At 69.1% G+C, this 24,740-nt stretch carries 21 protein-coding genes; 9 read left to right on the top strand and 12 right to left on the bottom strand.

Translation table 11 applies throughout. The annotated features are described in order from the left end of the window. Positions 1 to 28 precede the first annotated feature (28 nt). The gene (locus F8M74_RS10410) at positions 29 to 5,587 is read left to right on the top strand and encodes a type I polyketide synthase (protein WP_163884371.1); all 5,559 of its coding nucleotides are present in this window, start codon (positions 29 to 31) and stop codon (positions 5,585 to 5,587) included. A 4-nt stretch (positions 5,588 to 5,591) separates the two neighbouring features. On the opposite strand, the gene F8M74_RS10405 is transcribed toward F8M74_RS10410, so the two are convergent. The 3 genes from F8M74_RS10405 to F8M74_RS10395 are packed head-to-tail and all read right to left on the bottom strand — an operon-like array spanning position 5,592 to position 8,068. Then, positions 5,592 to 5,852 carry an acyl carrier protein gene (locus F8M74_RS10405; RefSeq protein ID WP_141253072.1) on the bottom strand — a complete coding sequence of 87 codons (261 nt, stop codon included), beginning with the start codon at positions 5,850 to 5,852 and terminating at the stop codon, positions 5,592 to 5,594. Then, positions 5,849 to 6,637, bottom strand: a complete 789-nt coding sequence (locus tag F8M74_RS10400) for a thioesterase II family protein (protein WP_141253071.1) — start codon at positions 6,635 to 6,637, stop codon at positions 5,849 to 5,851. The genes F8M74_RS10405 and F8M74_RS10400 overlap by 4 nt, the downstream gene beginning before the upstream one ends. A 30-nt stretch (positions 6,638 to 6,667) precedes the next feature. Further along, entirely contained in the window at positions 6,668 to 8,068 is a 1,401-nt protein-coding gene (locus F8M74_RS10395) for a hypothetical protein (RefSeq protein WP_228559684.1), read from the bottom strand. Between the two features lie 238 nt (positions 8,069 to 8,306). Here F8M74_RS10395 and F8M74_RS10390 point away from each other — a divergent pair, with 238 nt between their 5' ends. Both F8M74_RS10390 and F8M74_RS10385 read left to right on the top strand, forming a co-directional pair. Next, positions 8,307 to 8,798 (top strand): hypothetical protein, encoded by a 492-nt coding sequence (locus tag F8M74_RS10390; RefSeq protein WP_228559682.1) that lies wholly within the window; start codon positions 8,307 to 8,309, stop codon positions 8,796 to 8,798. 169 nt (positions 8,799 to 8,967) lie between these two features. Then, positions 8,968 to 9,666 carry a LysM domain-containing protein gene (locus F8M74_RS10385; protein WP_141253069.1) on the top strand — a complete coding sequence of 233 codons (699 nt, stop codon included), beginning with the start codon at positions 8,968 to 8,970 and terminating at the stop codon, positions 9,664 to 9,666. A 233-nt stretch (positions 9,667 to 9,899) separates the two neighbouring features. On the opposite strand, the gene F8M74_RS10380 is transcribed toward F8M74_RS10385, so the two are convergent. Next, positions 9,900 to 11,213 carry a serpin family protein gene (locus tag F8M74_RS10380; protein ID WP_141253068.1) on the bottom strand — a complete coding sequence of 438 codons (1,314 nt, stop codon included), beginning with the start codon at positions 11,211 to 11,213 and terminating at the stop codon, positions 9,900 to 9,902. Between the two features lie 143 nt (positions 11,214 to 11,356). Here F8M74_RS10380 and F8M74_RS10375 point away from each other — a divergent pair, with 143 nt between their 5' ends. The 6 genes from F8M74_RS10375 to F8M74_RS10350 all read left to right on the top strand — a co-directional run bounded on the left by F8M74_RS10375 (position 11,357) and on the right by F8M74_RS10350 (position 16,858). Beyond that, positions 11,357 to 11,524, top strand: coding sequence for a glycosyl hydrolase (locus F8M74_RS10375; protein ID WP_228559678.1), 168 nt, complete (start codon positions 11,357 to 11,359; stop codon positions 11,522 to 11,524). Between the two features lie 53 nt (positions 11,525 to 11,577). Further along, a complete protein-coding gene (locus tag F8M74_RS10370) occupies positions 11,578 to 12,135 on the top strand; it encodes a hypothetical protein (RefSeq protein WP_141253067.1) in 558 nt (185 codons plus the stop codon). 173 nt (positions 12,136 to 12,308) lie between these two features. Beyond that, entirely contained in the window at positions 12,309 to 13,526 is a 1,218-nt protein-coding gene (locus tag F8M74_RS10365; RefSeq protein ID WP_141253066.1) for a hypothetical protein, read from the top strand. An 8-nt stretch (positions 13,527 to 13,534) separates the two neighbouring features. Beyond that, on the top strand, positions 13,535 to 13,795 hold the full coding sequence (locus tag F8M74_RS10360; protein WP_228559676.1) for a hypothetical protein: 261 nt from the start codon (positions 13,535 to 13,537) through the stop codon (positions 13,793 to 13,795). After that, the gene (locus F8M74_RS10355) at positions 13,792 to 14,376 is read left to right on the top strand and encodes an HMA2 domain-containing protein (RefSeq protein WP_141253064.1); all 585 of its coding nucleotides are present in this window, start codon (positions 13,792 to 13,794) and stop codon (positions 14,374 to 14,376) included. Before F8M74_RS10360 ends, F8M74_RS10355 begins: the two co-directional genes overlap by 4 nt. Positions 14,377 to 14,413: 37 nt before the next feature. Then, positions 14,414 to 16,858: a cation-translocating P-type ATPase gene (locus F8M74_RS10350; protein WP_141253063.1), complete on the top strand. Its 2,445-nt coding sequence runs from the start codon at positions 14,414 to 14,416 to the stop codon at positions 16,856 to 16,858. A gap of 78 nt (positions 16,859 to 16,936) precedes the next feature. On the opposite strand, the gene F8M74_RS10345 is transcribed toward F8M74_RS10350, so the two are convergent. From F8M74_RS10345 to F8M74_RS10310, 8 genes are all read right to left on the bottom strand, one after another. Further along, positions 16,937 to 18,616 (bottom strand): hypothetical protein, encoded by a 1,680-nt coding sequence (locus tag F8M74_RS10345; RefSeq protein WP_216619798.1) that lies wholly within the window; start codon positions 18,614 to 18,616, stop codon positions 16,937 to 16,939. Between the two features lie 243 nt (positions 18,617 to 18,859). After that, positions 18,860 to 19,351: an SgcJ/EcaC family oxidoreductase gene (locus F8M74_RS10340; RefSeq protein ID WP_141253062.1), complete on the bottom strand. Its 492-nt coding sequence runs from the start codon at positions 19,349 to 19,351 to the stop codon at positions 18,860 to 18,862. An 85-nt stretch (positions 19,352 to 19,436) separates the two neighbouring features. Further along, a complete protein-coding gene (locus tag F8M74_RS10335; protein WP_141253061.1) occupies positions 19,437 to 19,922 on the bottom strand; it encodes an Hsp20/alpha crystallin family protein in 486 nt (161 codons plus the stop codon). Positions 19,923 to 20,065: 143 nt separating this feature from the next. Further along, entirely contained in the window at positions 20,066 to 21,322 is a 1,257-nt protein-coding gene (locus tag F8M74_RS10330; protein WP_141253060.1) for a hydroxymethylglutaryl-CoA synthase family protein, read from the bottom strand. Between the two features lie 49 nt (positions 21,323 to 21,371). After that, on the bottom strand, positions 21,372 to 22,409 hold the full coding sequence (locus F8M74_RS10325) for an alcohol dehydrogenase catalytic domain-containing protein (RefSeq protein WP_140792741.1): 1,038 nt from the start codon (positions 22,407 to 22,409) through the stop codon (positions 21,372 to 21,374). Positions 22,410 to 22,456: 47 nt separating this feature from the next. Next, the gene (locus F8M74_RS10320; RefSeq protein WP_141253059.1) at positions 22,457 to 23,197 is read right to left on the bottom strand and encodes a CoA-transferase subunit beta; all 741 of its coding nucleotides are present in this window, start codon (positions 23,195 to 23,197) and stop codon (positions 22,457 to 22,459) included. Next, positions 23,194 to 23,991 carry a CoA transferase subunit A gene (locus F8M74_RS10315; RefSeq protein ID WP_141253058.1) on the bottom strand — a complete coding sequence of 266 codons (798 nt, stop codon included), beginning with the start codon at positions 23,989 to 23,991 and terminating at the stop codon, positions 23,194 to 23,196. Before F8M74_RS10315 ends, F8M74_RS10320 begins: the two co-directional genes overlap by 4 nt. Continuing rightward, entirely contained in the window at positions 23,988 to 24,674 is a 687-nt protein-coding gene (locus tag F8M74_RS10310) for a TetR/AcrR family transcriptional regulator (protein WP_141253057.1), read from the bottom strand. The genes F8M74_RS10315 and F8M74_RS10310 overlap by 4 nt, the downstream gene beginning before the upstream one ends. Positions 24,675 to 24,740 lie beyond the last annotated feature (66 nt).

The following is a 24,740-nucleotide window of genomic DNA, read 5'->3' as shown; positions in this document are numbered from 1 at the left end:
AGTGTCGGATGAGTCCATTCGAGTGAGGATGTCCAACGAGGAGAATGCTCTCTCGATGGAGTCGATGACGCCCTTGCAACGGGCGGCATTGGCAATCAAGACCCTCCGGGCGCGCGTGGATGGATTGGAGCGCGCGCGCTCGGAGCCCATCGCCGTCATCGGCATGGGGTGCAGGTTCCCCGGCGGCGCGAACGACCCGCGCGCCTATTGGGAGCTGCTGCGCGGCGGCGTCGATGCCGTGAGCACCGTCCCGCCGGACCGCTGGGACGTGGATGCGTACTACGCGGCGGACCCGGACGCGGGCTGGAAGATGGTGGTCCGTGAGGGTGGGTTCCTCAACCAACCCATCGCCGGCTTCGACAGTGAGTTCTTCGGCCTGTCGCCGCGTGAGGCGAACTACGTCGACCCTCAGCAGCGCTTGATGCTGGAGGTGTCGTGGGAAGCCCTGGAGGACGCCGGAATCGCCCCGGGCTCCCTGGTTGGCAGCGACACGGGCGTCTATGTCGGCTTCCTGAGCAGTGACTACGGGCGCGTTCCCTTCAACGCGGTGCAGACACGGGACCTGCCGTACATGGGGACCGGGAACGAGCTGAGCTTCTCCGCGGGACGTGTGTCCTACGTCCTGGGCCTCCAGGGGCCGTCCATGGTGGTCGCGACCGCGTGCTCCTCGGCGCTCGTCTCCGCCCACCTGGCCTGCCAGGCGCTGCGGCAGGGGGAGTGTTCGCTGGCGCTCGCGGGCGGGGTGAACGTGATTCTCCGGCCGGACAACAACATCGTCCTGTCGAAGATGCGGGCGCTGGCGCCGGATGGGCGCTCGAAGACGTTCGATGCGTCCGCCAATGGCTACGGGCGCGGCGAAGGCTGCGGCGTCCTGGTGCTCAAGCGGCTCTCGGATGCGCAGCGGGACAACGACCGCATCCTCGCCGTCATCCGTGGCTCCGCGGTGAACCATGACGGGCTCAGCGGCGGCCTGACGGTTCCCAACGGGCCCGCGCAGGAGAAGCTGCTGCGCAAGGCGCTGGAGTCGGCGAGCCTGGCCCCAGCGGACGTGAACTACATCGAGGCCCATGGCACGGGGACGCCGCTGGGCGACCCGATTGAACTGCGGGCGCTGGACGCGGTGCTCCGGCACGGGCGCGGCGCGGACGCTCCGTTGCTCGTCGGCTCCGCGAAGACGAACCTCGGACACCTGGAGTCCGCCGCCGGAGCCGCGGGGATGATCAAGGTCGTGTTGTCGCTGGGGCAGGACGAGATTCCCCCGCACCTCCACTTCCGAACGCCCAACCCGGCCGTGGACTGGCAGCAGTTGCAGATCGCCATCCCCACGCAGGTGACGCCGTGGCCCAAGGGCGACAAGCCCCGCGTGGCCGGTGTCAGCGGCTTCGGGCTCAGCGGTGTCAACGCGCATGTCCTCATCGAGGAAGCCCCGCCCGCGCCTGCCCGGACGCCGGATGCGACGCCGCGGCCGATGCACGTCCTGACGCTGTCCGCGCGCAACCCCCAGGCTCTGAACGAGTTGGCGCAGCGCTATGCGCAGGCGCTCGGTGGCCCTGGGCTCGCGTCGCAGTCGCTGGAGGACATCTGCTTCACCGCGAACACGGGGCGGGACGCCTTCCGGCACCGGCTCGCGGTGCTGGGAAGCTCACAGGAGGCCATGCAGGAGCAGCTGACGTCCTTCCTGGCCGGGCAGACGTCATCATCGGTGCTGCGCGGGAAGGCGGACGGGGAGCCTCGGCTGGCCTTCCTGTTCACCGGGCAGGGCGCGCAGTGGCTGGGCATGGGAGAGGAACTCTTCCGCACCGAGCCCACCTTCCGCGAGACGCTCCTGCGTTGCGACGCGGTGCTGAAGCCGTTGATGGGCCAGTCGCTCATCGACCTGCTGCACCCCGCCGAGCGCGACGCGCAGGCGCGAGCCCGGCTGGACGAGACGGGCTTCACCCAGCCCGCGTTGTTCGCGCTCGAGTACGCCCTGGCGCAGGTGTGGATGCAGTGGGGCCTCCGCCCGGACTTCGTGATGGGGCACTCCGTGGGTGAGTTCGTGGCGGCCTGCGTGGCCGGCGTCTTCACCCTGGAAGAAGGACTGGAGCTCATCGCCACGCGCGCCCGGCTGATGCAGTCCCTGCCCGCGGGCGGGACGATGGCCGCCGTGTCCGCGGATGCCGCGGAGGTGGAGGCGCTGCTCTCCCGGTATGACGGGCAGGTGTCCATCGCGGCGCTCAACGGCCCCCGCAACGTGGTGATTTCGGGGCGCGAGGCCGCCGTCAGCGAATGCGTGGCCGAGCTGACGCGGAAGGGCAAGCGCGGCACGATGCTGCGCGTCTCGCACGCGTTCCACTCCGCGTTGATGGACCCCATCCTCGACGCGTTCTCCAAAGCCGTGGCGAAGGTGAAGCTCCAGCCTCCGGCCATCCCGCTGATTTCGAACCTGAGCGGGCACGAGGCGGGGAAGGAAATCCTGACGCCTCGGTACTGGGTGCAGCATCTTCGTGAGCCGGTGATGTTCGCCCGGGGCATGCAGACGCTGGAGCAGGCCGGCGTGAAGGCCTTCCTCGAAGTCGGCCCGAAGCCCACGCTGGTGACCATGGGCCAGTCCTGCATCACGCAGGAGGACACGCTCTGGGTGGGCAGCTTGAGGCCGGAGCGCTCGGACTGGCAGCAGATGCTGGAGGGGCTCGCGGCCCTTCACGTCGCGGGCGTGCCGGTGGACTGGCGGGGCGTGGACCAGGGGCGCGAGCGCCACAAGGTCGCGCTGCCCGTCTATCCCTTCCAGCGGCGCAATCACTGGATGGACCTCAACGGGTCCACTTGGGACATCCCGGGTGTGAGCGCAGCGCCGGAGGCAGGGGCCACGCGAGGACATCCCCTCTTGGGCCATCCGCACGCGTCGCCTTCACAGGTGCGGCAGTTCGAGTCCTCCGTGGGCGCCGCGAAGCCCGCCTTCCTGAAGGACCATGGCGTCTACGGACAGATATTGATGCCGGGCGCGGCCTACGTGGAGATGGGGCTCGCCGCGGGGGCTTCGCTCTTCGGTGCGTCGGGCGGGACGGTGGACGAAATCACCTTCTCGCAGGCCCTCTTCCTTCCGGAGGAAGGGGCGCGCCGGGTGCACCTGCTCTACTCGCCGGAAGGCGAGCGCGCCGGGCGCTTCGAAATCCACAGCCAGGAGGAGCGCACGGGAGAGGGCGAGCCCGCGTGGATCCTCCATGCTCACGGAAAGCTCTCCGCGACGACGGCCGCGCCAGCCGAGCGCGTCGACGTGGAGCGTCTGCGGGCCTCGCTGACTCGCGAGGTGCCGGTGGAGGGCTACTACGCGAAGCTGGGGCAGGCGGGGCTCGCGTATGGCCCTAGCTTCCGAGGCATCCAGTCGCTCTGGCGGGGAGAGAACGCGGTGCTGGGGCGCCTGGCCCTGTCAGGCAGCGCGGCGGCGGACGCGGGGCAGTATCAGCTTCAGCCCGCGCTCCTGGATGCGTGCTTCCAGATGGTGGGCGCCGTGCTCGACGAGGAAGGGGATGCCGCCTACCTCCCCGTGGGTGTCGGCAAGGTGCAGGTGCAGCGCGGCGGGCTGGGTGAAGTGTGGGCCCATGCGACCCTGGCGCGGAGTGATGACCCGAAGGGCCCTGGCTACGTGTGCGACATCCAGTTGCTCACGGCGGATGGGGAGCGCGTGGCCACGGTGGAGAAGCTGCTGCTCCGGCGCATCACCCGGGAGGGACTCCTGGGCGCGAAGAGCAAGCGTTACCAGAACTGGCTGTACGATCTGGAGTGGCAACCCCGGCCGCTGGAGGCTCCAGCGGTAAGGGCCGAGGCGGCGCACGCTGGGACACAGTGCCTCATCCTCGCCGACGCGGCGGGGCTGGGCGCGCGCCTGGCCGAGCGACTGACGAAGCAAGGCTGGCACGTGGTGACGGTCCCTGCTGGAGCGCGAGCCACGGTCGATGGCCGCGATTCGGCGCTCGCGCTCCTGGGCCAGCTGCGCCCGGAGGCGCTGCAAGGGCCTCTGCATGTGATCGACCTGTGGAGCCTGGACGGAGGTGGGGACGACGTGCCCGTGCAGGCCCTGGGCCACGGCACCCGTGTGCTCGCGCTCGCCCAGGCGCTCGTCGAGGCCAAGGGAAAGAGCACCTCGCTCTGGCTGGTGACACGCGGTGCCCAGGCGACCTCTGAGAAGGAGCACATCACCCACCTGGGGAGTTCGGTCCTCTGGGGCCTGGGCAAGTCCATCACCCGCGAGCATCCAGACCTCCACTGCCGGCGAGTGGACCTGGACGCCAGCGCGTCCGAGCACGAAGTCGCCCAGCTTCATGCCGAGCTGCTCGGTGGCAGCGGCGAGGACGAAATCGCGCTGAGAGGAACGACGCGCCGAGTGCCTCGACTGGTGCGCAGCCGGAAGCTCCGTGGGGCGAGCGGCGAGGCCGCGCTGAAGCCGGACGCGAGCTATCTCGTTACGGGTGGCCTTGGCGGACTGGGGCTCATCGTCGCGGAGCGGCTGGCGGAGCGTGGAGCCCGTCACCTGGTCCTGATGGGGCGACGTGAGCCGGGGCCCGAGGCGCGCGCTCGTCTTGAAGCGCTGGAGCAGCGTGGCGTCACCATCCACTGCGTGCAGGGCGACGTGGCCGTGGCCGCCGACGTGGAGCGCGTCCTCGCCGGACTCTCAGGGAGCGTGCCGCCCCTGCGCGGCGTCATCCACTCCGCGGGCGTCATCGATGACGGCCTCTTCGTGCAGATGACGCCGGAGCGGCTGGCCAAGGCCTTCGCGCCCAAGGTCTCCGGTGGGTGGAACCTCCATCGTGCGTTGCAGGGCACGGCGTTGGACTTCTTCGTCGTGTTCTCCTCGGCGGCGTCGCTCATCGGCTCGGCGGGACAGGCCAACTACGTGGCCGCGAATGCCTTCCTGGATGCGCTGGCCCGCTCCCGCCAGGCCGAAGGGCTGCCCGCCCTGAGCCTCAACTGGGGCGCCTGGTCCGAGGTGGGCGCGGCCGCGGAGGAGCAGATTCGCCGCCGCATGGAGCAGCTGGGCTTCGGCGTGATTCCTCCGGAAGACGGTCTCCAGGTGTTCGAGCAGTCCCTGGGGCTGAGCGGTCAGCTCGGTGTCCTGCCCGTGGACTGGGCTGTGCTCGGGCGGCGCGGACGTTCGCCGCTGTTCGAGGCCTTCATCGAGAAGGCCAGCCCCGCGGCGAGCGAGGGGATTCGTCAGCGGCTGGAGCGGCTCGAGCCCAAGGAGCGGCGCGGTGCCTTGCGTGCGCACGTGGGCGAGCTGGTCAACGGCGTGCTGGGGCGTCCCACGACGGAGCCACTGGACCCGAACCAGGGCTTCTTCGAGTTCGGCATGGACTCGCTGATGTCCGTGGAGCTGCGCAACGTCCTGCAGCGGAGCCTGGGCACCTCGCTGCCCGCGACAGTGGCCTTCGACAACCCCACCGTCAACGGGCTGGTGGACTACCTGGCGGCCGAGGTTCTGGGCCTGAAGGAAGAGGCGGCCGCGCCCGTGGAGGAGGCTCCCGAGGACGCGGAGCTGGATGCGCTCCTGGCGGACGTAGACAGCCTGGACGATGACGCCGTCCAGGCCATGCTGCGTCGGAGCCGTTGAGCGGCTACGGCTGCCGGGGCCTCGCGTCGTAGACGAGGTCGGCGATGGCGGAGATCGTCTGGAGGTTTTCGACCTTCAGCGACTCCGAGGGAATGGTGATGCCGTACTTCTTCTGGACGAAGCCCATCATCCGGGCGGTCTCCAGCGAGTTCAGCACGCCGAGCTCCAGCAGGGGCGTGGAGGAATCGAGGTCCTCCGCGTCCCCGTCCAGGAGTTCATCCGTGACATAGCGGGTCAGGACATCGAGCAGGTCGTCTCTGTTCATGGTGCTGGGGTTGCTCCGACTGCGAGTTCGGCATGGACGGCCTGAACCACCTGGGCCGTCAGCTCGTTGAGAAAGAAGTGGCCGCCTGGAAACATCTTCATCGAGAAGGACTGCTGTGTTTGCAGTCGCCACGTGTCGAGCGCGTCTTCCGAGACGCGAGGGTCTCGAGTGCCACCGAAGGCACACAGCCGCACCGGAAGCGGAGGCTCCTCCTGGTAGGTGTAGCGCTCTGAAATCTTCAGGTCGGCGCGCAGGATGGGGAGGATGAGGTCCAGGATCTCCGGCTGCGCCAGGACCTGCTGCGGAATGCCGTCGTAGCGAGCGGACAGCTCGCGGATGAAATCGTCTCGCCGCAGGCCGCTCAGTGGGGGAAGTCCACTGCGCCGGGAGGGCGCCTCGGAGCCGGAGACGAGCAGGGTGCCAGGCAGCGGCAGGCCCCGGCGGCGGAGCTCGCGCGTCAGCTCGAAGGCGATGAGCGCGCCCAGGCTGTGGCCGAAGAAGGCAAAGGGGCCATCGAAGAGGGGCGACAGCTCCCGCACGAGGGCGTCCAGCAGCTGTGGCAGTTCTTCCACGGACGGCTCATGCAGGCGGTTCTCCCGGCCGGGCGGCTGCACGGCACACACCTCGATGTCCGCCTCGGGGAGCAGGTCGGGCCAACGGAAGTAGGGGAGGCTGCCTGCTCCCGCGTAGGGGAAGCAGAACAGCCGGAGACGAGGCGACGCCTGGGGTTTGCGGCGGACGAGCCAGGGAGACTCGGTCGCCGCGATGCTGGATTCAGGATTCATTGACGATGGATGAGGTGACGGACAGAGGACCTATTTACGGCAGCCGTCGCGGACCCCGCGGGCCGTCGCCGCGAGGGCCTCGATTCCCAACGCGAGCCAGTCCGCGCCGTCGCGCGAGAACCGCTCGGCCAGCTCTGCGTCCACCACCGGGGCCCGCTTTGAGCCCGGGCGAAGCTGCTGGAGGAAGTTCTCCCGGGCGGTGACGGAGTTCCGCGCGGAGCGCTCCGCGAGCTTGATCCCGCTGGCGAACACCTCCGACAGGTTGGGGTCGCGCAGGTTGGACGGAGAGCCCTCGGTCGCTTCGCGGCAGCGCCGCGCGAAGTCCGCCGCCGTGTGCTTTGCGGGCGAGGCCAGCAGCACGCGCTCTAGTAGGGAGGCCTCCGGCCCGGGCGCGTCGAAGTTCGCCGCGTCTCCCTCCGCCTCGCAGACACCCATGGCGTCCAGGGCCACTTCTGGCGCCAGCGCCCGAGGGCAGCCCCCGAGCTGTTGCAGCTCCCGCCGGCAGGCCTCCACGTCCACGGGCGGAAGCGGCAGGGCGGAGACGAGGGAGAACAGCGAGTGCAGCACGGGCAGCTTCACTGTTTCCGAGCCCGGCAGCGCCTTCAGGGCGCGCTGCACGGAGTCCCAGGGCTTGGGGCCTCCGGGCGTGTAGAGCTTGAGGTAGCCCTGCTGGAGGAAGCTCAGCCAGCCCTCCGCGAAGGACTGGGCGCGCTTGCGGCTCTCTGGCGAGGTGATGCGAGAGGCCTCGTCATACACCGCGAGGAAGTACTCGAGGCAGATGGCCTTGCGCAGCCGGACGATGCGCTCCCCGGCGGTGGTGGCCAGCGTCGCGGGCGGCGTCGTGGACAACCCCAGCAGTTCGAGCTCCTCCGCGCTCAACCACAGGCGTCCCCGGTCGAGGTCCGCCTGGAGGTCCACCCCGTCATCGAACATCTGCAGTCCCACGGCGGAGAGCTTCGCGATGCGCCGCACCGTGGCTTCGTCCACGTCAGAGAGCTGGAGTCGTTGCGCCATGTAGGCGCCCGGCACGGCCTTCAGGTACCAGAGGGCGAACAGCTCACGCGCGGTGAGCGGACGGCCCTGTTCCAGCGCATCCCGTTCCGCGGCGAATGCGCGAAGCTGCTCCACGCTCCTCCGGTGCCCGTCCATGAGTGGGGGGGCGGCGGCCATGAACTCGCGCAGCGCCACGATGGCGTCCAGGTCCTCGGTGACGACGGTGGGGTCGTCGAGGACCGCGTACCCGTTCGCGCGGACGAGCTCATCGATGCGCCGGATGCCGAACCCGTAGTACGTCCAGAGGCGGCCTTCGGACTCCGTGGCGGCAATTTGTGGCAGGTAGCCCAGCACATCCGTTTCGAGGAGCCATCGCCGCATCGCGGCGAGAGCGATGTCGCTCAGTGGGTTGCCCTGCAGGTCGACAGTGCTTTTCATGTCACGGCTCCTCGGGAGATTCAGGAGGGTGACAGGATAGTGAGAGGGGCTGCGTGCTCCAGAATGCCTTACATCGGCTCTGCGAGGCACACTGCGCAGGTTGGGAAGCGGGCCGCTGGTTCAGCTTGCGGTGATTCGGATGGGTGATGGGGCACCCGGACGGACGGCATGACATACTCCTCGGGGGGTAGGTTGCCTGACTTTCCATCGCCGAAAGGGAATGAGAGCCTGAGCGTGCATGCCCATGCTCACGCCGTTGGAGAGTCCCGTCGATGCCCTCTGTTGGGTTGCGCCGCCCGCGGAGAACCCAGAGCTGACTTCCGAAGACCCGCTCGCGCTCGACTATGTCTCGCAGCAGGTGGGGCTCTGGGGGTTGCCCACGCTGACGACTCGCTCCAGCAGGGCCCAGGCCTACGCGATGGTGCTCTATGGATTGCAACTCGTGGAGCGGGCCATCGAGCACCATTCCTACCCCGCGACGGACGAGGTGCGGCGAGAGCTCTTCGAGCGCTGGGAGCGCTTCTGGGCCCTGGCCACGCTGGAGTTCCGTGAGGGGCAGCTTCCTCGGGGCGATTGGGATTCCATGCGGGGCGTGCGAGGTGCGCGAAATGCGTGGCGCCCCGGAGCGTCGAGCCTGCCGCTCGACTTTCAGCTCATCTCGCGTCAGGGCCCGTGGCGAAGGCACGGCCGCCAGACGCCGGCTAGAGCGCTTTTTCTCCTGGAACGGTGAGGCTCACTTCGGCACGGAGGCCGCATCGCAATCGAGCGCCTCCAGTTACCTGGATTTGCTCGGGTTTTCTCGATTTGCAGTCCCTGGTTTCCTTGTGGATTCCAAGATTTTGGGAAACCAAACGCAACTCCGGGAGGGCCGTGACGACAATGGGAGCCAGGAGACCTGAATGTCCACGTCCATCAATTCGAGCCGCAGGGGAGCATCCTCCTCCTACAAGATTCGCAAGGGGGACACCCTCTCGGAGCTCGCCGCTCGCTTCAAGACGTCGGTAAAGGAATTGGCGCGCATCAACAAGATCGCCAATCCGGACCTCATCTACGCGGGTGACACGCTGCGCCTCCCCGGGAGCGCTGGCGGCCGCGCCACGGGCCACAGCGGCAAGGATTCCTTCGACTCTGGCAAGAGCGGTTCACGGAGCTCCGGCGGTGCGTCGGGCGGCGGAGCGGTCAGCGGGAGCGGCGGTGTGGCCCCGGGCCAGGCGACCCCCGCGATGCGCAGGCTCGCCGAGGCGGGCCGCCAGGCCGCGCTGGGCATGGGCGGGTACAACAGCCAGGGCCTGTGCGCCACGGGTGTGAGCCGGGCCATTCAGAACGCCTTCGGCTTCAAGGTCTGGGGCAACGGCAACCAGATTGACAACAACCTGCCGCGCGACAAGTTCAAGCAGGTCAACATGTCGCTTGAGCAGGCGCTGAAGATTCCGGGCCTCGTCCTCACCTGGGAGAGCACCTCCACTCGACTGGGCAGCATCTACGGCCACACGGCCATCACCACCGGCGACGGCCGCTCGTCCGCCAGCGACTTCATCGAGCGCAACACGACCAACAACGGCCGCAGCGGGTTCAAGGTCTTCATGCCCCTCATCTAGTTCCGCCGCAGGGCGGAACCTGTCATCTCATCGCCTCCGGGGCATTCGACCGGGAGGAGTGAGGCCGAGCCTCGACTCCTCCCACAATCTCCTGGTCCAGCCGGCTGACCGTATCGACCGGGTCTCGCTCCACCTCCGGACCACCGCACCCCAACAGTCCGACCACTCCGCTCATGAATCGCAATGCACTTTCCCGTTTCAAGTGCGGAGGCAATCAGCAATCCACGGGTGCATCAAGGCTTCACGAACCGCCCCAGGAACAGCACGTTCTGTGTCGCCACGTGTTCGATGACGAAGATGAACGGCCGATTGACGTGGAACGGCTCTGGCAGTGACACGGGGACCATACCCACGGCCGTTGCGGCGGCGGCCTCCGTCCCAATCTCGTTCACGGCCACGAACGCCTTGTGATTCACGGTCGCAATCATGAGCTTCGTGGGGGAGATGGCCGAAAAGTCAGCGCTCGCCGTGAACGCGTCCTCCATGCCCAGCGCTTGCAAGGCAGGGATGAGTGGGAGCTCGGACTCAATCTGGAAGCGCGGCAGCCGGATATCGAGCCGACGGTTCTCGAGCCGTGCGCGGACTTCGTCGAAGAAAGCGGGAGACAGCCGGGATTCCACCTCCTCGAAGCGCTCCCACTCCGGGAGGATGAGCACCATCCGGAAGGTGCCTCCGGCATAGTCCAGGGTGACGGCTTCGAAGCCATCCCCCTCCATGTACTGCCCCATGCCGCCGCTCATCGTCGGGACCTGGTGGCTCGTTCCATCCAGGGCCCGGAAGGCCGCGTTCCGCGTTCCTTGCTCGTTGAACGGCCACGACCACGCGCCCTTGAAATAGACGGCGTTGATGAGCATCAAGCGCGTCGCATCCGGGAGGGATTCTTCATCGACCAGGTCCTGGATGCGGTCTTTCGTGTTCACCTCGACCCAGCGGTTGATTTCCGCGCGCGCACCGGCCGCATCGTTCTCGAAGTCCATCAGATGCATGCCGGCGCCGTAATGCCGGGCCAGGGTGTCGAGGAAGTCGTCATGGAAGGTCATGCCCTGCTGACCCCACGCCGAGTTCAGGGAATGGAAGGTCGGCGGTGTCCCCGAAGCCGGGGGATGGCTCGGGGGCTTCGCCAGTGCCCGCTCCAACGCGTTCGCCGTGGGGTGGTGTCTCGACTGGGACAGGGAGAAGCGCAGGGCCTGGGCCATCTGCGCTGCGGTGTTCCCGCGAGCCCCGGCATAGACCGTGGAGAGGGCCTGCGTGACGCTGTAGGGGGAGAAGAAGACGTTCTGCTTCTCCTGGATGGCGCGCTGATAGAGGGCTACGCCCAGGCTGGTGTTGCCGCTGACGAAGGCCGCCAACTCTTCGTCGGCGGCGGTCGGGGTCGAATGCCGAGGGGCCGACGAGGTGATGTATTCACCCGGCGCTTGCTCAAGTTCCGGGGGAAGGCAGCGGGTGGCCGCGGAGGGCGGCGCCGAACTGCACGGGGTGCTTTCACAGCCAGCAAGCAGCAGGGCAGCGGTGCAACACGCGACGACTTGGATGCGAGGGACGGCCATGGGGCCTCCGTGGATGTCTGGAAGAGCCGTGAGCTAAAGCAAGACGCGTGCTCGACGCGCGGCCAAGTGAATTCCAGGGCTTGTCGCTCCTGAGGCTCCGGCGCGCCTCAGAAAACCGTGGACGCTCTCGACGGAACTCCTAGGTGACGGAGAGGGTGGCCGTCTGCGAGCGGCGCGAGGACGTGTTCCGCTACGCGTGGTTCACGGGGCGGTGGACGAACGCCCCGTGCTTCGCGAGCCTGAGCGGCGCAGCGGGCACGTTGACCGAGCTGGGTGAGCACTACTTGTCACTGCCCACGGGCGCGCAGTAGCGCCACGTTCGGGATTGTCCCAGGGCCACCGCGAGGAGAGAGTGGGCGCCGTGATGAGTGAATCCCCTGATGCGTTCCTGCTCGACATGTTCCAGAAGTCGGGCCTGACCTGCGGCTCCGTGGACGAGGCCTGGCAGCGCTCCGAGTACCTCTATCCCTTGCTGGGCTGGCTGACGGCGCGGTTCCCCGAGCCCACGGCCTTCCAGATCTGTGCGGAGTGGCTGCGGCAGGCCGCGACGCGCGTCGAGGGCGCCGCTGCCGCCGCGGACCTCTTCGCCCAGGCCCGCGGTGAGGCACATCGCCAGGGGCACGTCATCGCGGGGGCGTTGGGGGACCTGCGTAACGTGTCCATCCTCGAACAGAAGCCCGCCGTCGCCGCGTTCGCGGACGCCGCCAGCCACCTGTGTGAAGTCTGGGCCGCGGTGACGACGAACGAAGCGGACGCGGAGACGAATCCCTGGGCCCGCGCCAAGGCCGCCGCGGGCGCCATGGTGACGGCCCTGGTGGAGCAGCGAGGTCAGGACGTGAAAGACCCGGCGGCGAAGGCGCGGGCGCGTGTCGAGCTCACCGAGCTCCTGCGCACTGCCCGGGCCGCCATCACCGTCCGCTGAGGCAGCCGTCAACCCGGCGGCGTAGGCGTTGCCCCGCAGGACCGGTTCTCCCGGTCCTCGAATCCCCCTAGCTTGAGTGCGCCGATTCCTGGAAGCCCACATCGGATGCACCCCCCACCAGCCGTGTCGCGTCCTCCAGGTCTGGCGCGCACGGCTGTTCCGCACTCATGCCCATGACACGAACCGCTCCATTCCACCCGGAAGACGCCGCGAAGCCTGCGGCCGCACTGCACCCGCTGCGAGACTTCGCCGAGAAGCTCGGGCGTGAGTTGCGCCTCGAGGACATCCGTTCGGGCGCGTGGCACGCCCGGCTGGTGACCGCCTACGTGCGTCACTACGAGGCGCGGCGCGCCGGTACCGCGTCCGCCGTCCGTGCGTCCGAGACGGATGCCCTCATCCGGCGTGCCAGCAAGGAGGCTGCGCTGGTGGGGGCAAGCGCCGCGGGTATCTCCACCAGCGCGGCCATGTTCACCCTGGATACCGGCTTCGTGGGGGCGCTCGTGGCCGTCCCCGTGGCAGGAGCCGCCATGGGATTGGACACGATGCTGTGCTCGCTCATCCAGGCCCGGATGATGTGCGACGTGGCGTCCGCGTTCGGTGTGAGCATCGACCCGGATGACCCGTGGGATCTGCTCCACCTTCACGCCCTCACGTCGGGCTCGGAGACGTGGGAGGACGCGGACCACGGCGGTGCGGGGCTCGTAGGCCGGATGCTGACCGAGGACACGGAGGCGGCGGAGCGGAAGCTGGGCAACCGCTTGATGGGAGAGGGCGTGCTGCGAAACCTCCTTCCCTTCGCCAGCGTCCTGACCTCCTCCGTCACCAGCTGGCGGCACACCCGCCGGCTGGGCGAGGCCTCGGTGGAGTATGCGCGCTACCGCCGCGCCCTGGACGATGCGTTCTCCGCCGTGCGGGCCGTGGACGCGCGGTGCGTGGAGCTGCTCATCGAAGGCGCCTGGTGCCTGTTCGGAACGGATGGGGAGCTGCGGGCCGAGGCGACGGTCATGCTGGCGCATCTGCTGCGCAACAGCCCTTCCGCGGCGCGCAAGCGGCTGCTGGAGCGCCTGGGCGAAGACGAGGCGCAGTGGGTCGAGCGTCTCCACGAGGTGCCCGAGCCCGCGCGGGATGCCTTCCTGCACGCGCTCGAGGTGATTGCCGCGGTGGACCTGTCCATGTCGAACGCGGAGTGGTTGCTGCTGCGCCAGGCCGCCGCCGCGCTCAACCGTCCGTTGCGTCGCGAGCGGGTGCAGGCCCTGCTGAAGCAGCTCCGGACCCACGGCGTCGTTCGTACGTCGCAAGGCGACTTGTCCGAGCCGCGCGACGGGCGGATGCCGGCGTCTCCCGTCGCTGGGCTGGGCGCTGACGCCCATGCCGCTCCGGGGGCGCTATGAAGACGGCGGTGGCATTCCTGACGGGTGTGGCCACCGGCTGGATGGCCCGGAGCACCGTCGACAACTCACGCGGCGCGGTCGTCTCCTTGGCGACGGCGGCGTTTGATTTGGTGGGGTGGACGCGGCGGGTCATCGCCTCCGAGCGTGAGTACCTCTCCGACCTGGTGGCGGAGGCGCGCTCGCGGGCGAACCTCCATCAGGCCCACCGCCGGCGTGCGGCGGACAGTGGCGCCCGGCCCGTCGCGGACAGCCGCGAGGGGCACGCATGAGGCTCGACCCGGACTCGGGCGCCATCGAAGGGGAGTGGTTGTTGCTCGTGCACCACTCCCCGGGCCGGCTTCGGGTGCGCGCGAGCTGCTTCCGAGATGACTCGGACGTCGCGGACCGCGTGCGCGGTGAGCTGGGGGAGACGCAAGGGGTGTTCGGTACCGTCCATTCTCCACTCACGGGCAGCTTGCTCATCGAATACAGCCCGGACGCGGCCGACGTGGAATCGCTCCTGGCGGCCATCGTCGACACGGCGGGCCTGGACGGCATCGTCGACGCCAAGTTCATGGCGAAGTCGTGGAAGGCCCCGGCTGAGCACGTGGTGAGTGGCGCCCGGTGGCTGGACGGACTGGCCCGTGAGCTGACGGGGGCGGGCCTCTACGAGTTGATTCCCGTGGTGCTGACGGCCACGGGCATCTACTCGCTGGTGGCGAACCCGTCGCAGAAGGGCTGGCTGCCTCGCTGGGACAACGCGCTGTACTGGGCCTACAGCGTGTTCCGTGACGGTGTGCGAGAGCAGGAGCTGGAAGACGCCGCGCGCGTCAGCGGGACGGTGGCCTTCCGGCCCCGGCCCCACGTGTGAGGCCGCGGTTGCACTGCGTTCAGCTCGGGGGGCGTTCATGCGGGCGGAGGTGGAGTTCCTGAGTGGCATGGCGCGCGGCTTCAAGGGGCGCGCGCACGATGTCCTGGATGGGCATCAGCGGCCCGTGTCCGTCCACGTCACGGACGTGGCTCCGGGCCGGCTCCTCATCCGAGGCGCAGCGGAGGATTCCAAGACGCTGCGCCAGTTGCTCGGCTGGTTGGAGTCCCGCCCCGAAGTCCAGGTGGCCACGTGTCAGCGCAGCACGGGCCTGGTCAAGGTGCACTACCAGGAGGCCTCGCGCTTCCCTGGCGCGTTCGCGCTGCGGGTGCGGGACTTCGCCTTCACGTTGCACCAGCTTCCGCCCAAGCCGTTCCAGGTGGAGGTGCTGCACGCACTGCCCGGACGCGTGCGCCTGCGCGTCCGAGGGCTCGAGGACGACGACATCCTCAAGCTGGCGGCCTGGGCCGCGACGCTGTCGGGGGTGCACAAGGCGAGCGCCTCGCCGGCCATCCATTCGCTGGTGGTGAGCTTCGACCCGGAGATGCTCAACGCGAGCCAGTTGATGGCGGCCCTGCGTACGAGCGATCCGTCCACCTGGCCCGCCGCGCCCGAGCCGCCCCGGCGGGAATGGGCCGCCACTGTCTTCAATTCGGCGGTGCTCGCCGCGTGTGTCGTGAATGCGGCGCCCATGCCCGTGTTGACCGCGGGCGTCGCGTTGACGACCCTGCCGCTGGCACAGCGCGCCTTCCAGTCCGTCGCGGAGCGGCGCATCACCGTGGACCTGCTCGACCTGGTGGCGGTGGGGGTGTCCCTGGCCACGGGGCAGGTGCGGACCGCGGCGCTCATCACCTCCCTGCTGGGCATTGGCGACTTGCTGATTGAGCGCAGCGCGGACCGCGCCCGGTCCGCCATCTCCCGGTTGATGCGGCTGGAGGTGCTGTACGCCTGGCGGCTGCGGGTGGATGGAGAGGTGGAGCAGCTCCGGGCGGACCGGCTCAAGGAGGGCGACCTCATCGTCGTGCACTCGGGGGAGAGCGTGCCCGCCGACGGGACGGTGGTGGCCGGCACTGCGTGGGTGGATGAGAAGGCGCTCACGGGTGAATCAGAGCCCCGCGTCCGCGAGGCGGGAGACCGCGTGCTGGCCGCGTCCGTGGTGGGCGAGGGCAGCCTTCGGGTGCGGGTGGTCCGCGCGGGCGTGGAGACCACGGCGGCCAAGATTCTCCACATCCTCGAAGGAGCAGGCGCCAAGCCCATGACGCTGCAGGCGAAGGTGGACTCGGTGGCGAACGGCGTCGTGCTGCCGACCTTCGGGCTCGCCGCGGCGACAGGGCTGTGGACGCGCGAGGCGTCACGGCCCATCAGCATCCTCATCACGGATTTCGGGACGGGTGTCCGCATCGTCGTGCCGGCGAGCGCGCTGGTGGCGATGACGCTGGCGGCGCGCCAGGGCATCCTCATCAAGGGGGCGCAGTACCTGGAGCGGCTGGCCCAGGCGGACACCATTGTCTTCGACAAGACGGGCACGCTGACGTTGGGTGTCCCGGAAGTGGTGGACGTCATTCCCGCGCGGGGCTGGGACGCGCGCGAGGTGCTGTCGCTGAGCGCCGCTGCCGAGCTGCGTCAGTCTCATCCCGTGGCGGAGGCGGTGCGCCGGCATGCCCAGACGCAAGGCGTGGAGGTGCCGCAGCCCGAGGCGGGACTGGAGGAGTTCGTCCTGGGGCGGGGCGTCTGCGCCCAGGTGAACGGGCGCCGCGTCTGCGTGGGCAGCGCGCGTTGGATGCAGCAGCAAGGCGTGGACGTGACGGACGCGGGCTCGGCTTTGGTGCGGCGGGTGGAGGGGGATACCTCCATGTTGTGGGTCACCGTGGATGGCGCGTTCGCGGGAGGCATTGCCTACGTGGAGACGCTTCGCCCGGAGAGCGCGAACGTGGTGCAGTCCCTGAAGTCGCATGGGCGGCGGCGCATCGTGCTGCTGTCCGGCGACACACCTGCCCGGGTGGCCGAGGTGGCGAACCGGTTGGGGGTGGACGAGGCCATTGCGGAGTTGCTTCCCGAGGACAAGGCCGCACACGTGCGCGCGCTCCGGCGTCAGGGGCGCATCGTGGCCATGGTGGGGGACGGCATCAACGACGCGCCCGCGCTCGCGCTCGCCGATGTCGGCATCTCCCTGCGCGGGGCCACGGACGTCGCTCTGGAGACCGCGGACGTGGTGCTGTTGCGCGGCAGCCTGGAGGACCTCGTGCTGGCCTTCGACGCTGGTCGCGACACCATGGTGCGTGTCCGTCTGGGCCTGGGCCTGGTGCTGGTGCCCAATGCAGCGGCCATGGTGCTCGCCTCAATGGGGTGGCTCCCGCCGGTCGCCGCCGCCGTCGTGAACAATGGCTCCACGGTGGTGGCGGGCTTTGCCGCGCTGGCCCCGCTGTTCCGCCAGGCACGCAGTGCCGCACGCGAGTCGCAGGCCGCCGGGCCTTCAGCGCACTGACGGCTGCTGGGCCCGAGGCCGTCCGGGAGGATGCGTGCCGCGGGCAGGGCGTCTCCTGCCCACGGCGCACCGAGGACACTACGGCGTGGTGTCGAGGCTCTTCAGGAACTCCACCACGTCCCTTCGCTGCGCCACGTCAATGAGGTAGTAGGCATGTGGAGCGCTTTCTCCGCGGCTCGGGTCGAGCAGCAAGTCCAACGTGGCCACAGAGCTGTCGTGGAGGAAGTTCGGCTTGCGCGCCAGGTCCAGCAGCAAGGGCAGGGCGCTTCCGCGTTTCTGGCCTCGGCGACTGGCGTCCACCACCACCGTCTTGTCATCGAAGATGGTGGTCGTGTCGTTCTGGATGGGGGAGAAGGCCACGGGCCGGAAGGGAGGCTGGACGGGCCGCTCCGCCAGGATGACGGGCTGGTAGTCCAGGAGCAGCTGCTCCATGGGCACGATGAAGCTGGGGACTCGTCGGCCCTGGTCCACGTTGTGGCACTGGACGCACACGCCCTCGCGGAACACGTCGCGCCCCCGCATGGCGGCCTCGGCGTCGAAGCCGGTGGCCTTGGGGGCTTGCAGGCTGTCGGTGTACGCGTTGAGGTCGCTCAGCTTCTGCTCGTCCACGCGGAGGCCCACCGGGGTGGGCTCCTCACCGGGCGTTCCCGTCACGGCGGCTGTCACGTAGGGGAAGCCTTCTCCCTCGACGCCTCCCGTGCCCTCGACGCCCGTATCGGTGAGAATCTGGAGATAGTCGTCCGCCATCTCCGTGCCAGCGGCCTCGCCGAGCAGCGCCATGAGGAGCGAGCGTCCGCCTGCCGTGACCAGGCTGGTGGGGTCGAGCAGCACCGTGTAGACGAGGTTGTTGAAGTTATCGAGCACCGCCACGTCACCCGGCGTGCCGAAGGGCGCGGACAGATCGGTGCGGAAGAAGGGCGCGATGTGCTGCGGCGCGCCCGTTCCGTCCGGCGCATCATCGAAGGTGCCGACCGGGTAGTAATTCGGGTTGGAGAGGTAGGCATCCACCTCTTCCTCCGTGGAGTCTTCCGTCAGCCCCATCTCCGGCGGTGCGCGGCCGATGGACGTGTCTCCCAACGCTGTGAGCTTGACCTGTAACAGGGGGTAGTAGGCGCGCGAATTGGCCGCGAGCGCGAGGATGGCCCCGACGTTGAGCGTGTGCGGCGTGGGTCCGTCGATGCGTTTGCCGATGGAGCCTCCTTCGGGCACCGCGAGCACGCTGCCATCGGTGATGGCATGGCAGGCCGCGCACGAAATGCCCACCTTGTCTCCACTGGCGACATCCAGCGTGCCGTCCCCGTTGGTGTCCTTCACCACCACGCCGATGACGGCATTGGCATTGAGCAGCAGCAGGGTGGTTTCCGGATCATTGAGCAGCGGGCCGTCGGTTCCCTGTGCGGCCAACTCGGCGGCCACCGCCGTCTGGGTGGCTTTGTCGAGCGCTTCCACGTCAACGCTCAACCCGGCCATCAGTGCCTGCTTGGGCGTGAATCCCGCGGCGACGATGCCCTCCGGCAGCCGCATGGCGTCCGTCCAGAAGCCCTCGTTCCCGAAGGTCTCGAAGCGGAAGACATCCTTTCCGGAGGCAGGGTCCCCCACCGGGTGCGGGAAGTCGGGCCCCTGGTCCTCCGGGCCGTCCGAGCCTTGCGTACCCGCGTCCGTGCCCGCGTCCACGCCCGCGTCCGGGCCTGCCTGGGGTTGAGGCTGTTCCTCGTCATCGCTACACCCGGAGAGGACGAGTAGGCAGGCGGTGAGCATGCCTGCCGTCAAGTTCCGGCCGGAGTGGGCAGCGTAGGGTTTCAAGTAAGGCCATCCTTTCAATGCGTGACAGCAGCGGGCGTGACCGTGCACGCGCCGCGGAATGTCTACGCATCTCCCCGCCAGGCAGCGTTCGCCTGGGGTGCCACGCACGCGCGTGGCGTCAGGGGCTGGACGGCCAGGTGAAGCCGGATGGCCTCAGGTGTTTCTTCGGAGAAGCGGAAGTGGCTCCGAAGTGCCTGCTCATGGCCTGGGCTTCACGTCCGTGTTCTGGCCGGCCAGGATTTGCCACTGCCCGTTCACGTGCTTCATCACGTACCGCATCTGCGTGCGCAGCAGGCCGGGCTCGGTGTCCTGGATGCCGGGGGGCAGGCCGGGATGGCCCGTCACCTCGTGCGTGGTGTCGACAATGGCCAGGTCCTCCTGGATGAACTGGACCTTGCGCACGGTGACCTGGCTCTGGCTGCCCTTGAAGATGGTGGCGAAGATGCCCGCGTGGCGCTCCTGGATTTCATCGCGGCCTTCGAAGACGGTGCCCACGATGTTGATGAAGGCCGCGTCCGGGGCGAAGTCCTTGGACCAGGCCACCGCGTCCTGGCGGTTCCAGGCCTCCGTCTGATCACTCACGAGTTGGAGGATGTCCGCCTCCGCTGGCGTCGTGCCGGTGGTCGCGCACGCGGACGCCAGCAGGAGGAGGGTGGCCAGGAAGGGAAGGGGAAGGGCGCGGCGCATCATTCGGTAGCCTTCTTTCGGGAAAAGCCGGTTGTCGTGCCAAATCCCATAACACGGCCGGCTTCTCCCGAGCGCCCCTCTCGGTGCCTCAGGCTTTCGCCTTCTCACCGCGTTCGCCGCCGACCTTGATGCGCTTGGGCTGCTCCTCGGACTTCTTGGGGATGCGCACGTTGAGGACGCCACTCTTGAAGTCCGCCTGGACGTTGTCGGCATTCACGCCTCTGGGGAGCGTGAAGGTGCGGCTGAACGAGCCATACGTGCGCTCGTAGGCGTAGTAGCGGTCGCTTTCGTCGCGGCGCTCTTCTTCCCGCTTGCCGCTGATGGTCAGCCGGTTCTCCGCGAGGGTGATTTCCAGGTCCTTCTCCTCCACGCCGGGGACATCGGCCTTGAAGATGAAGGCATCCTGGGTCTCCTTCACCTCGAAGTCGGGCACGAAGCCGCCTTCCCGTGCGCCCTGAGGGCCGAGCATCCGGCCGAGGTCGAATCCCAAGAGCTCCTGCATGCGCTCGAAGGGGTCCCAGCCGCGCGGGGCTCCCAGCATGCCTCCGCCTCTGCGGGCAGGTAGGTCCGCCATGATTCCGTCTCCTTTCAGCCGTGCCCCGTTCGTCGAGGCAGGGGTTCGAGATTCACGGTAGGGAGACGGCGGCGGAAGGGGAGGCACCGGGAAGCCTGCCGGTGCCTCGTCACGCGTCTGGGATGGGCGCCCGGCGCCCTGCGTCAGTTCCCTTCGGCGTACTGGCGGCGGTGGTCGCGAATCTCCGTCAGCCGGAAGGCACCGGGCGACGGGGCCACGGCCTCGGGCGCATCCGCCGGCAGTTCCATCAGGCGCTCGTATTCCTCGATGGAGACGCGCTCGCGCCGGGCCAGCACCGACTCCAGGTCCGCCTTCGCCATCCGCTCGGCGGCCTTCTCGCCCACCGTGCCGGAGTAGAATTCGGCCGCGCAGCCGCTGCCGTAGGACAGCAGGCCAATGCGCTGTCCCGCCAGCGCGCCGGCCTCGCGGTGCAGCAGGCCCGCCAGCGCCAGGTAGAGGGACGCGGTGTACACGTTTCCGATGCGCGAGTTGAGTCCCAGTGAAGTCGCCACCTGGGCGTCATAGCTGGCGGCCGACTTCGCATGCGCCTCCCGCGACTCTGCCGTCGAAGCCGCCGCGCCCGCAGCATCCTCCAGGTCGCACAGGCGCAGCTGGGTGTGCGCCTTCCGGGCCATCTTGCAGAAGGGCACGTGGTAGGCGATGCGCGCCAGCTGTTCGCCGGGCAGCGCGTCCGACCAGCGGACCAGGCCCGCCGCCAGGGCCTTCTCGCGCCAGCCCCGGTAAGCGCCGGACAGGGCCTCCAGGTAGCAGGTGATGGAGTAGTGCCCGTCCACCAGCGCCTCCCGCCGGCCCACGGGCCGCCAGAAGTCATACACGTCCATGCTGCACACGCCGTTGAGGCCCACGTCCATGGCGAGCAGGTCGGGTTGCTCGGAGACCAGCAGCGCCACCGCGCCGCCGCCCTGGGTGGGCTCGCCCGCGGTGTTCAGCCCGTAGCGCGCGATGTCGGAACACACCACCACGGCCACCTTGCCCGCGCCCGCGCCGGACGCAATCCACTCCACCGCCGCCATCAACCCGGCGGTGCCGCCGTAACACGCGTGCTGCGTGTCATAGGTCCGCATGGTGCGCGGCAGCTTCAGCAGGCCCTGCACGTGCGAGGCGACGGGCTTCGAGTGGTCGATGCCCGTCTCCGTGCCCACCACCAGCATGCCGATGCGGGACGGGTCCACGTCCTGCTGACGGATGAGGCGGGCCGCCGCGGTGGCCGCCAGGGCCACGGTGTCCTCGCCGGGGTCGGTGACGGCCATCTCCTTGGCGCCCAGGCCCGCCGTGTACTTGGCCGGGTCCACGCCCCGTGCCCGGGCCAGGTCTTCGATGTCCACGTACCGGGACGGCACCGCGACCGCCAACGCTTCGATTCCCACGCGCTTCTTCATCGGACTCCTCGATTCCTTGTCGTGCTCTGGATTCCAGCCGCCGCTTCGCTCACGCCTCGGGGGGCACCAGCACCAGCCGGCCCGCCACTTCGCGGTTCTCCAGCCGGAAGTGGGCCTTCGCGGCCTCGGCCAGGGGCACCGCGTCCGTCACGAACTGCCGCACTCCGCCGGTGGCCGTCAGGCGCAGGGCCTCGTCCAGCTCCGCCTGCGTGGTGGCGTAGGCCCCCAGGATCTCCAGCTCCTTGACGATGACGAGCCCCGGGTTGAGCTGCACCATCCCCGACTCCAGGTTGCCCACCACCACCACGCGGCCTCCGGGCGCCATGGACTTCAGCGTCTGGTCGAACGTGGCGCTGCCGACGATTTCGACGGCCACGTCCACGCCCGCGCCCTGGGTGCGCTTGCGGACGTCCGACGCGAAGTCCAGCCCGCGCGACACGATGACCTCGTCCGCGCCCGCCTCCTTCAGCGCCTGCACCTTCGCCTCGCTGGACGTCACCGCGATGACGCGCGCGCCGTCCAGCCGCGCGAGCTGCACGGAGGACAGGCCCACGCCGCCGCTGGCGCCGGTGATGAGTACCGTCTCGCCCGCGCGCACCTTGCCGCGCGTGCGCACCGTGTGGACGGCCGTGCCGGTGGTGCAGCACACCGTGGCAGCCTCGTTCCAGGGCAGCGACGCGGGCACACGGCCCAGTCCGCCGACGGGGGCCACCATGAACTGGGCGTAGCCACCGGCCAGTTCCTCGCCGAAGAAGCGGTTGTCCGTCTTGCAGAGGCTGTTGCGGCCGCTGCGGCACAGGGCACAGTCGCCACACGACATGCGCTGGAGCGTCGCGGCGCGGTCTCCCGTCTTCCAGCCCGGCGTGTCCGGACCGACTTCAATGACTTCACCCGCGGCCTCGTGGCCAAGAATCGCGGGCACGCTGGTGCGGGGCAGGTTGCCTCGGCGGTTGATGACGTCGTGGTAGCAGACGCCACAGGCATGCACGCGCAGGAGGACCTCGCCACGCCCGGGACGGGGCATAGGCACGGTCTCCATCTTCAGGTTGCCCGCTTCACCAAAGCTGCGCAGTACGACGGCTTTCATCTGGGTGCCTCCGTGCATCTGAATTCGTGGAAGGGGAACGGCCCTGCTCAGGCGCCGACGAGCGCGTCGCGGTAGCCGTGCGGGTCGATGGCGCGAATGGCCGCCACCGTCCGGGCATCCGGCAGCGAGGTGACGGACAGCGCTTCGGAGACCTGGAAGGCGAAGCCCGTGCGCTCCGCGATGTGCTCTTCCGAGGCCCAGGGGTGTCGCGCGAGCAGCCGCGCGCCAGACACGCCCAGTTCGAACACGCCCAGGTCGGAGATGAGCGTCACCGGCCGGCGTGGATCTCTCGTGGTGGCGACCTGCACCTCCGGCACCAGGTTGCGGCGCGACTGGCGCGGCACCAGCAGCACCGGCCGGCGCACCCACTGCCGCAGCGTCGCGGCGCCCGCCACACCGGGGAACTTCGTCCGCGGCTTGTCCAGGCTGCCGCTGGCCGTCATGTTGGTGCGGCCCTCGCCATCCACCTCGGCCGCGCCGAAGAAGACGGTGTCCACCCGGCCGCGCCGCGCGTGGTCGAAGAGGTCCGGAATGGTGATTTCCGCGGACCGGCCATCCAGGTAGCCCAGGTCCTCGGAGGAGGGCAGCAGCGTGGGAATCTCCGGATCCAACGAGCCCACGCAGGCCAGGTACGTCAGGTCCGGCGCATGCGTCGCGCGCGCCACGGCGATGGCCAGGATGGCCAGCGGTGACGCCACGCCCGTGGCCACCACGCCGCCGTCATCAATCTGCCGCGCCAGCAGGGAGACCACGGTCTCCGCTGGGGTGATGTCCAGCGTCGCGCTCATGCCGCCCTCCGCGTCAGCAACGTTTCCAGGAACTCCGCTTCACGGCCCGTCTCCGCCAGCGACAGGTAGCGGGCCAGCATCTCGTCATCGTGCGGGTAGAGCCCGGCGCAGCCGGTGGGCAGGGCGCCGCCGGGAGCCAGGACGATGCGGTCCACCTGGAAGCCGGGCAGGGTGGCGCGAGGCAGCTTCGCCACCCGCTCCTCCACCGTGGCAATCACCCGCTTCGCCGCGCCCGCCACCAGCAGGTCAGTAGTCGGGTCTTCCATGTAGAGGTTGCCGCGCTCGTCCGCGGCGCGCGCGTGGAGCAGCGCCACGTCCGGATAGAAGGCAGGCTCCACCGCCACGCGCAGGCCGGTGAAGGGGTCCTCCACCGTGGGAGGCGGCTCCGTCCGCGCCAGCCCCGACACGTCCGCGTCCGGCGCGGGGATGAAGGGCAGACCCATGGACGCGGCGCGCAGCCGCTGGACGACGCGGTAGCCATCATGTTCGCGCCAGGCGAGGGTGCCTTGCTCCATGGCCCGTTTGAGGCAGGGCATGGGACGCACGCGGCCCTGGAGGCTCAGCGCGCCGAAGGCAATCTCCAGCTTGCCCAGACAGCCGCCCGCCACGAGGAACTCCGCGGGCAGCGGGTTGGGGAGGGAGATGAGGCCCAGGTCGCGCTTGCCCTGCGCGATGAGCTCCATCACCAGCGCCATGGGGGCGCGACCCAGCATGAAGCCACCGGTGGCCAGCGACGCGCCATCCGGAATGGAGGCCACCGCCTCCTCCAGCGAGCACCAGCGCGCCGTCTTCATGCGTCCTCCGAATCCGTGCCGGTGGCCGACACGCTCGGCACCATACGCAGCGGGGAGGGCCCTGCCTGTCCTGCGGTGTCACCAACAGCGGCGAAGGGCGGGAACAACATGCCCACCATGCCGTCGGCGATCTGCTCGTCCGTGAGGCGCCCGTCCGGCTTGAACCACTTGTAGATCCACAGCACCATTCCCAGGAACGAGAAGGCGCCCACCGTCGGGTCCACGGGGCGGATGAGGCCCTGCTGCGAGGCCTGCGAAAAGGCCTCCTCCAGGAAGTCCACGTACTTCTTCTTCCGGGCGTCGATGAAGGCGCGCGTCTCGCCGGTGAGCGTGGCGTGCTCGTGGAGGATGATGATGACCTCCTTGCTCCACCCCCGCGTCACCAGCAGGATGTTGTGGCGCATGCACGCGCGAAGCCGCTCCACCGGATTCGCGATGTCCTGCACCCGCGAGAGGACCTGCTCCTCGAACAGGTCCATCCCGTAGTTCATGATGGCGAAGAGCAACTGCTCCTTGTTCTGGATGTGGTGGTAGAGGCCCGCCTTCGTCATCCGGCACGCGGCGGCGATCTCCTGCATCGACGTGCCCTCGTACCCCCGGTCACAGATGAGCCGCGCCGCCGTTTCAAGGATGGCTCGGTAGCGCTCGCCCTCGTCCGGCTTCCGTCCTCCGGTGTTCGTCACGTCTGCTCCCTTCTGGAGACCTACCGACCGGTAGGTAGCAGCGCCCGACGCGGAGTGTCAATCGCC

Origin of the sequence: Myxococcus sp. CA023 (genome assembly GCF_010998615.1) — a bacterium.
Classification (GTDB): domain Bacteria; phylum Myxococcota; class Myxococcia; order Myxococcales; family Myxococcaceae; genus Myxococcus.
The sequence above is the reverse complement of the archived record's forward strand: the minus strand, read 5'-3'. Positions and strand labels throughout refer to the sequence as shown.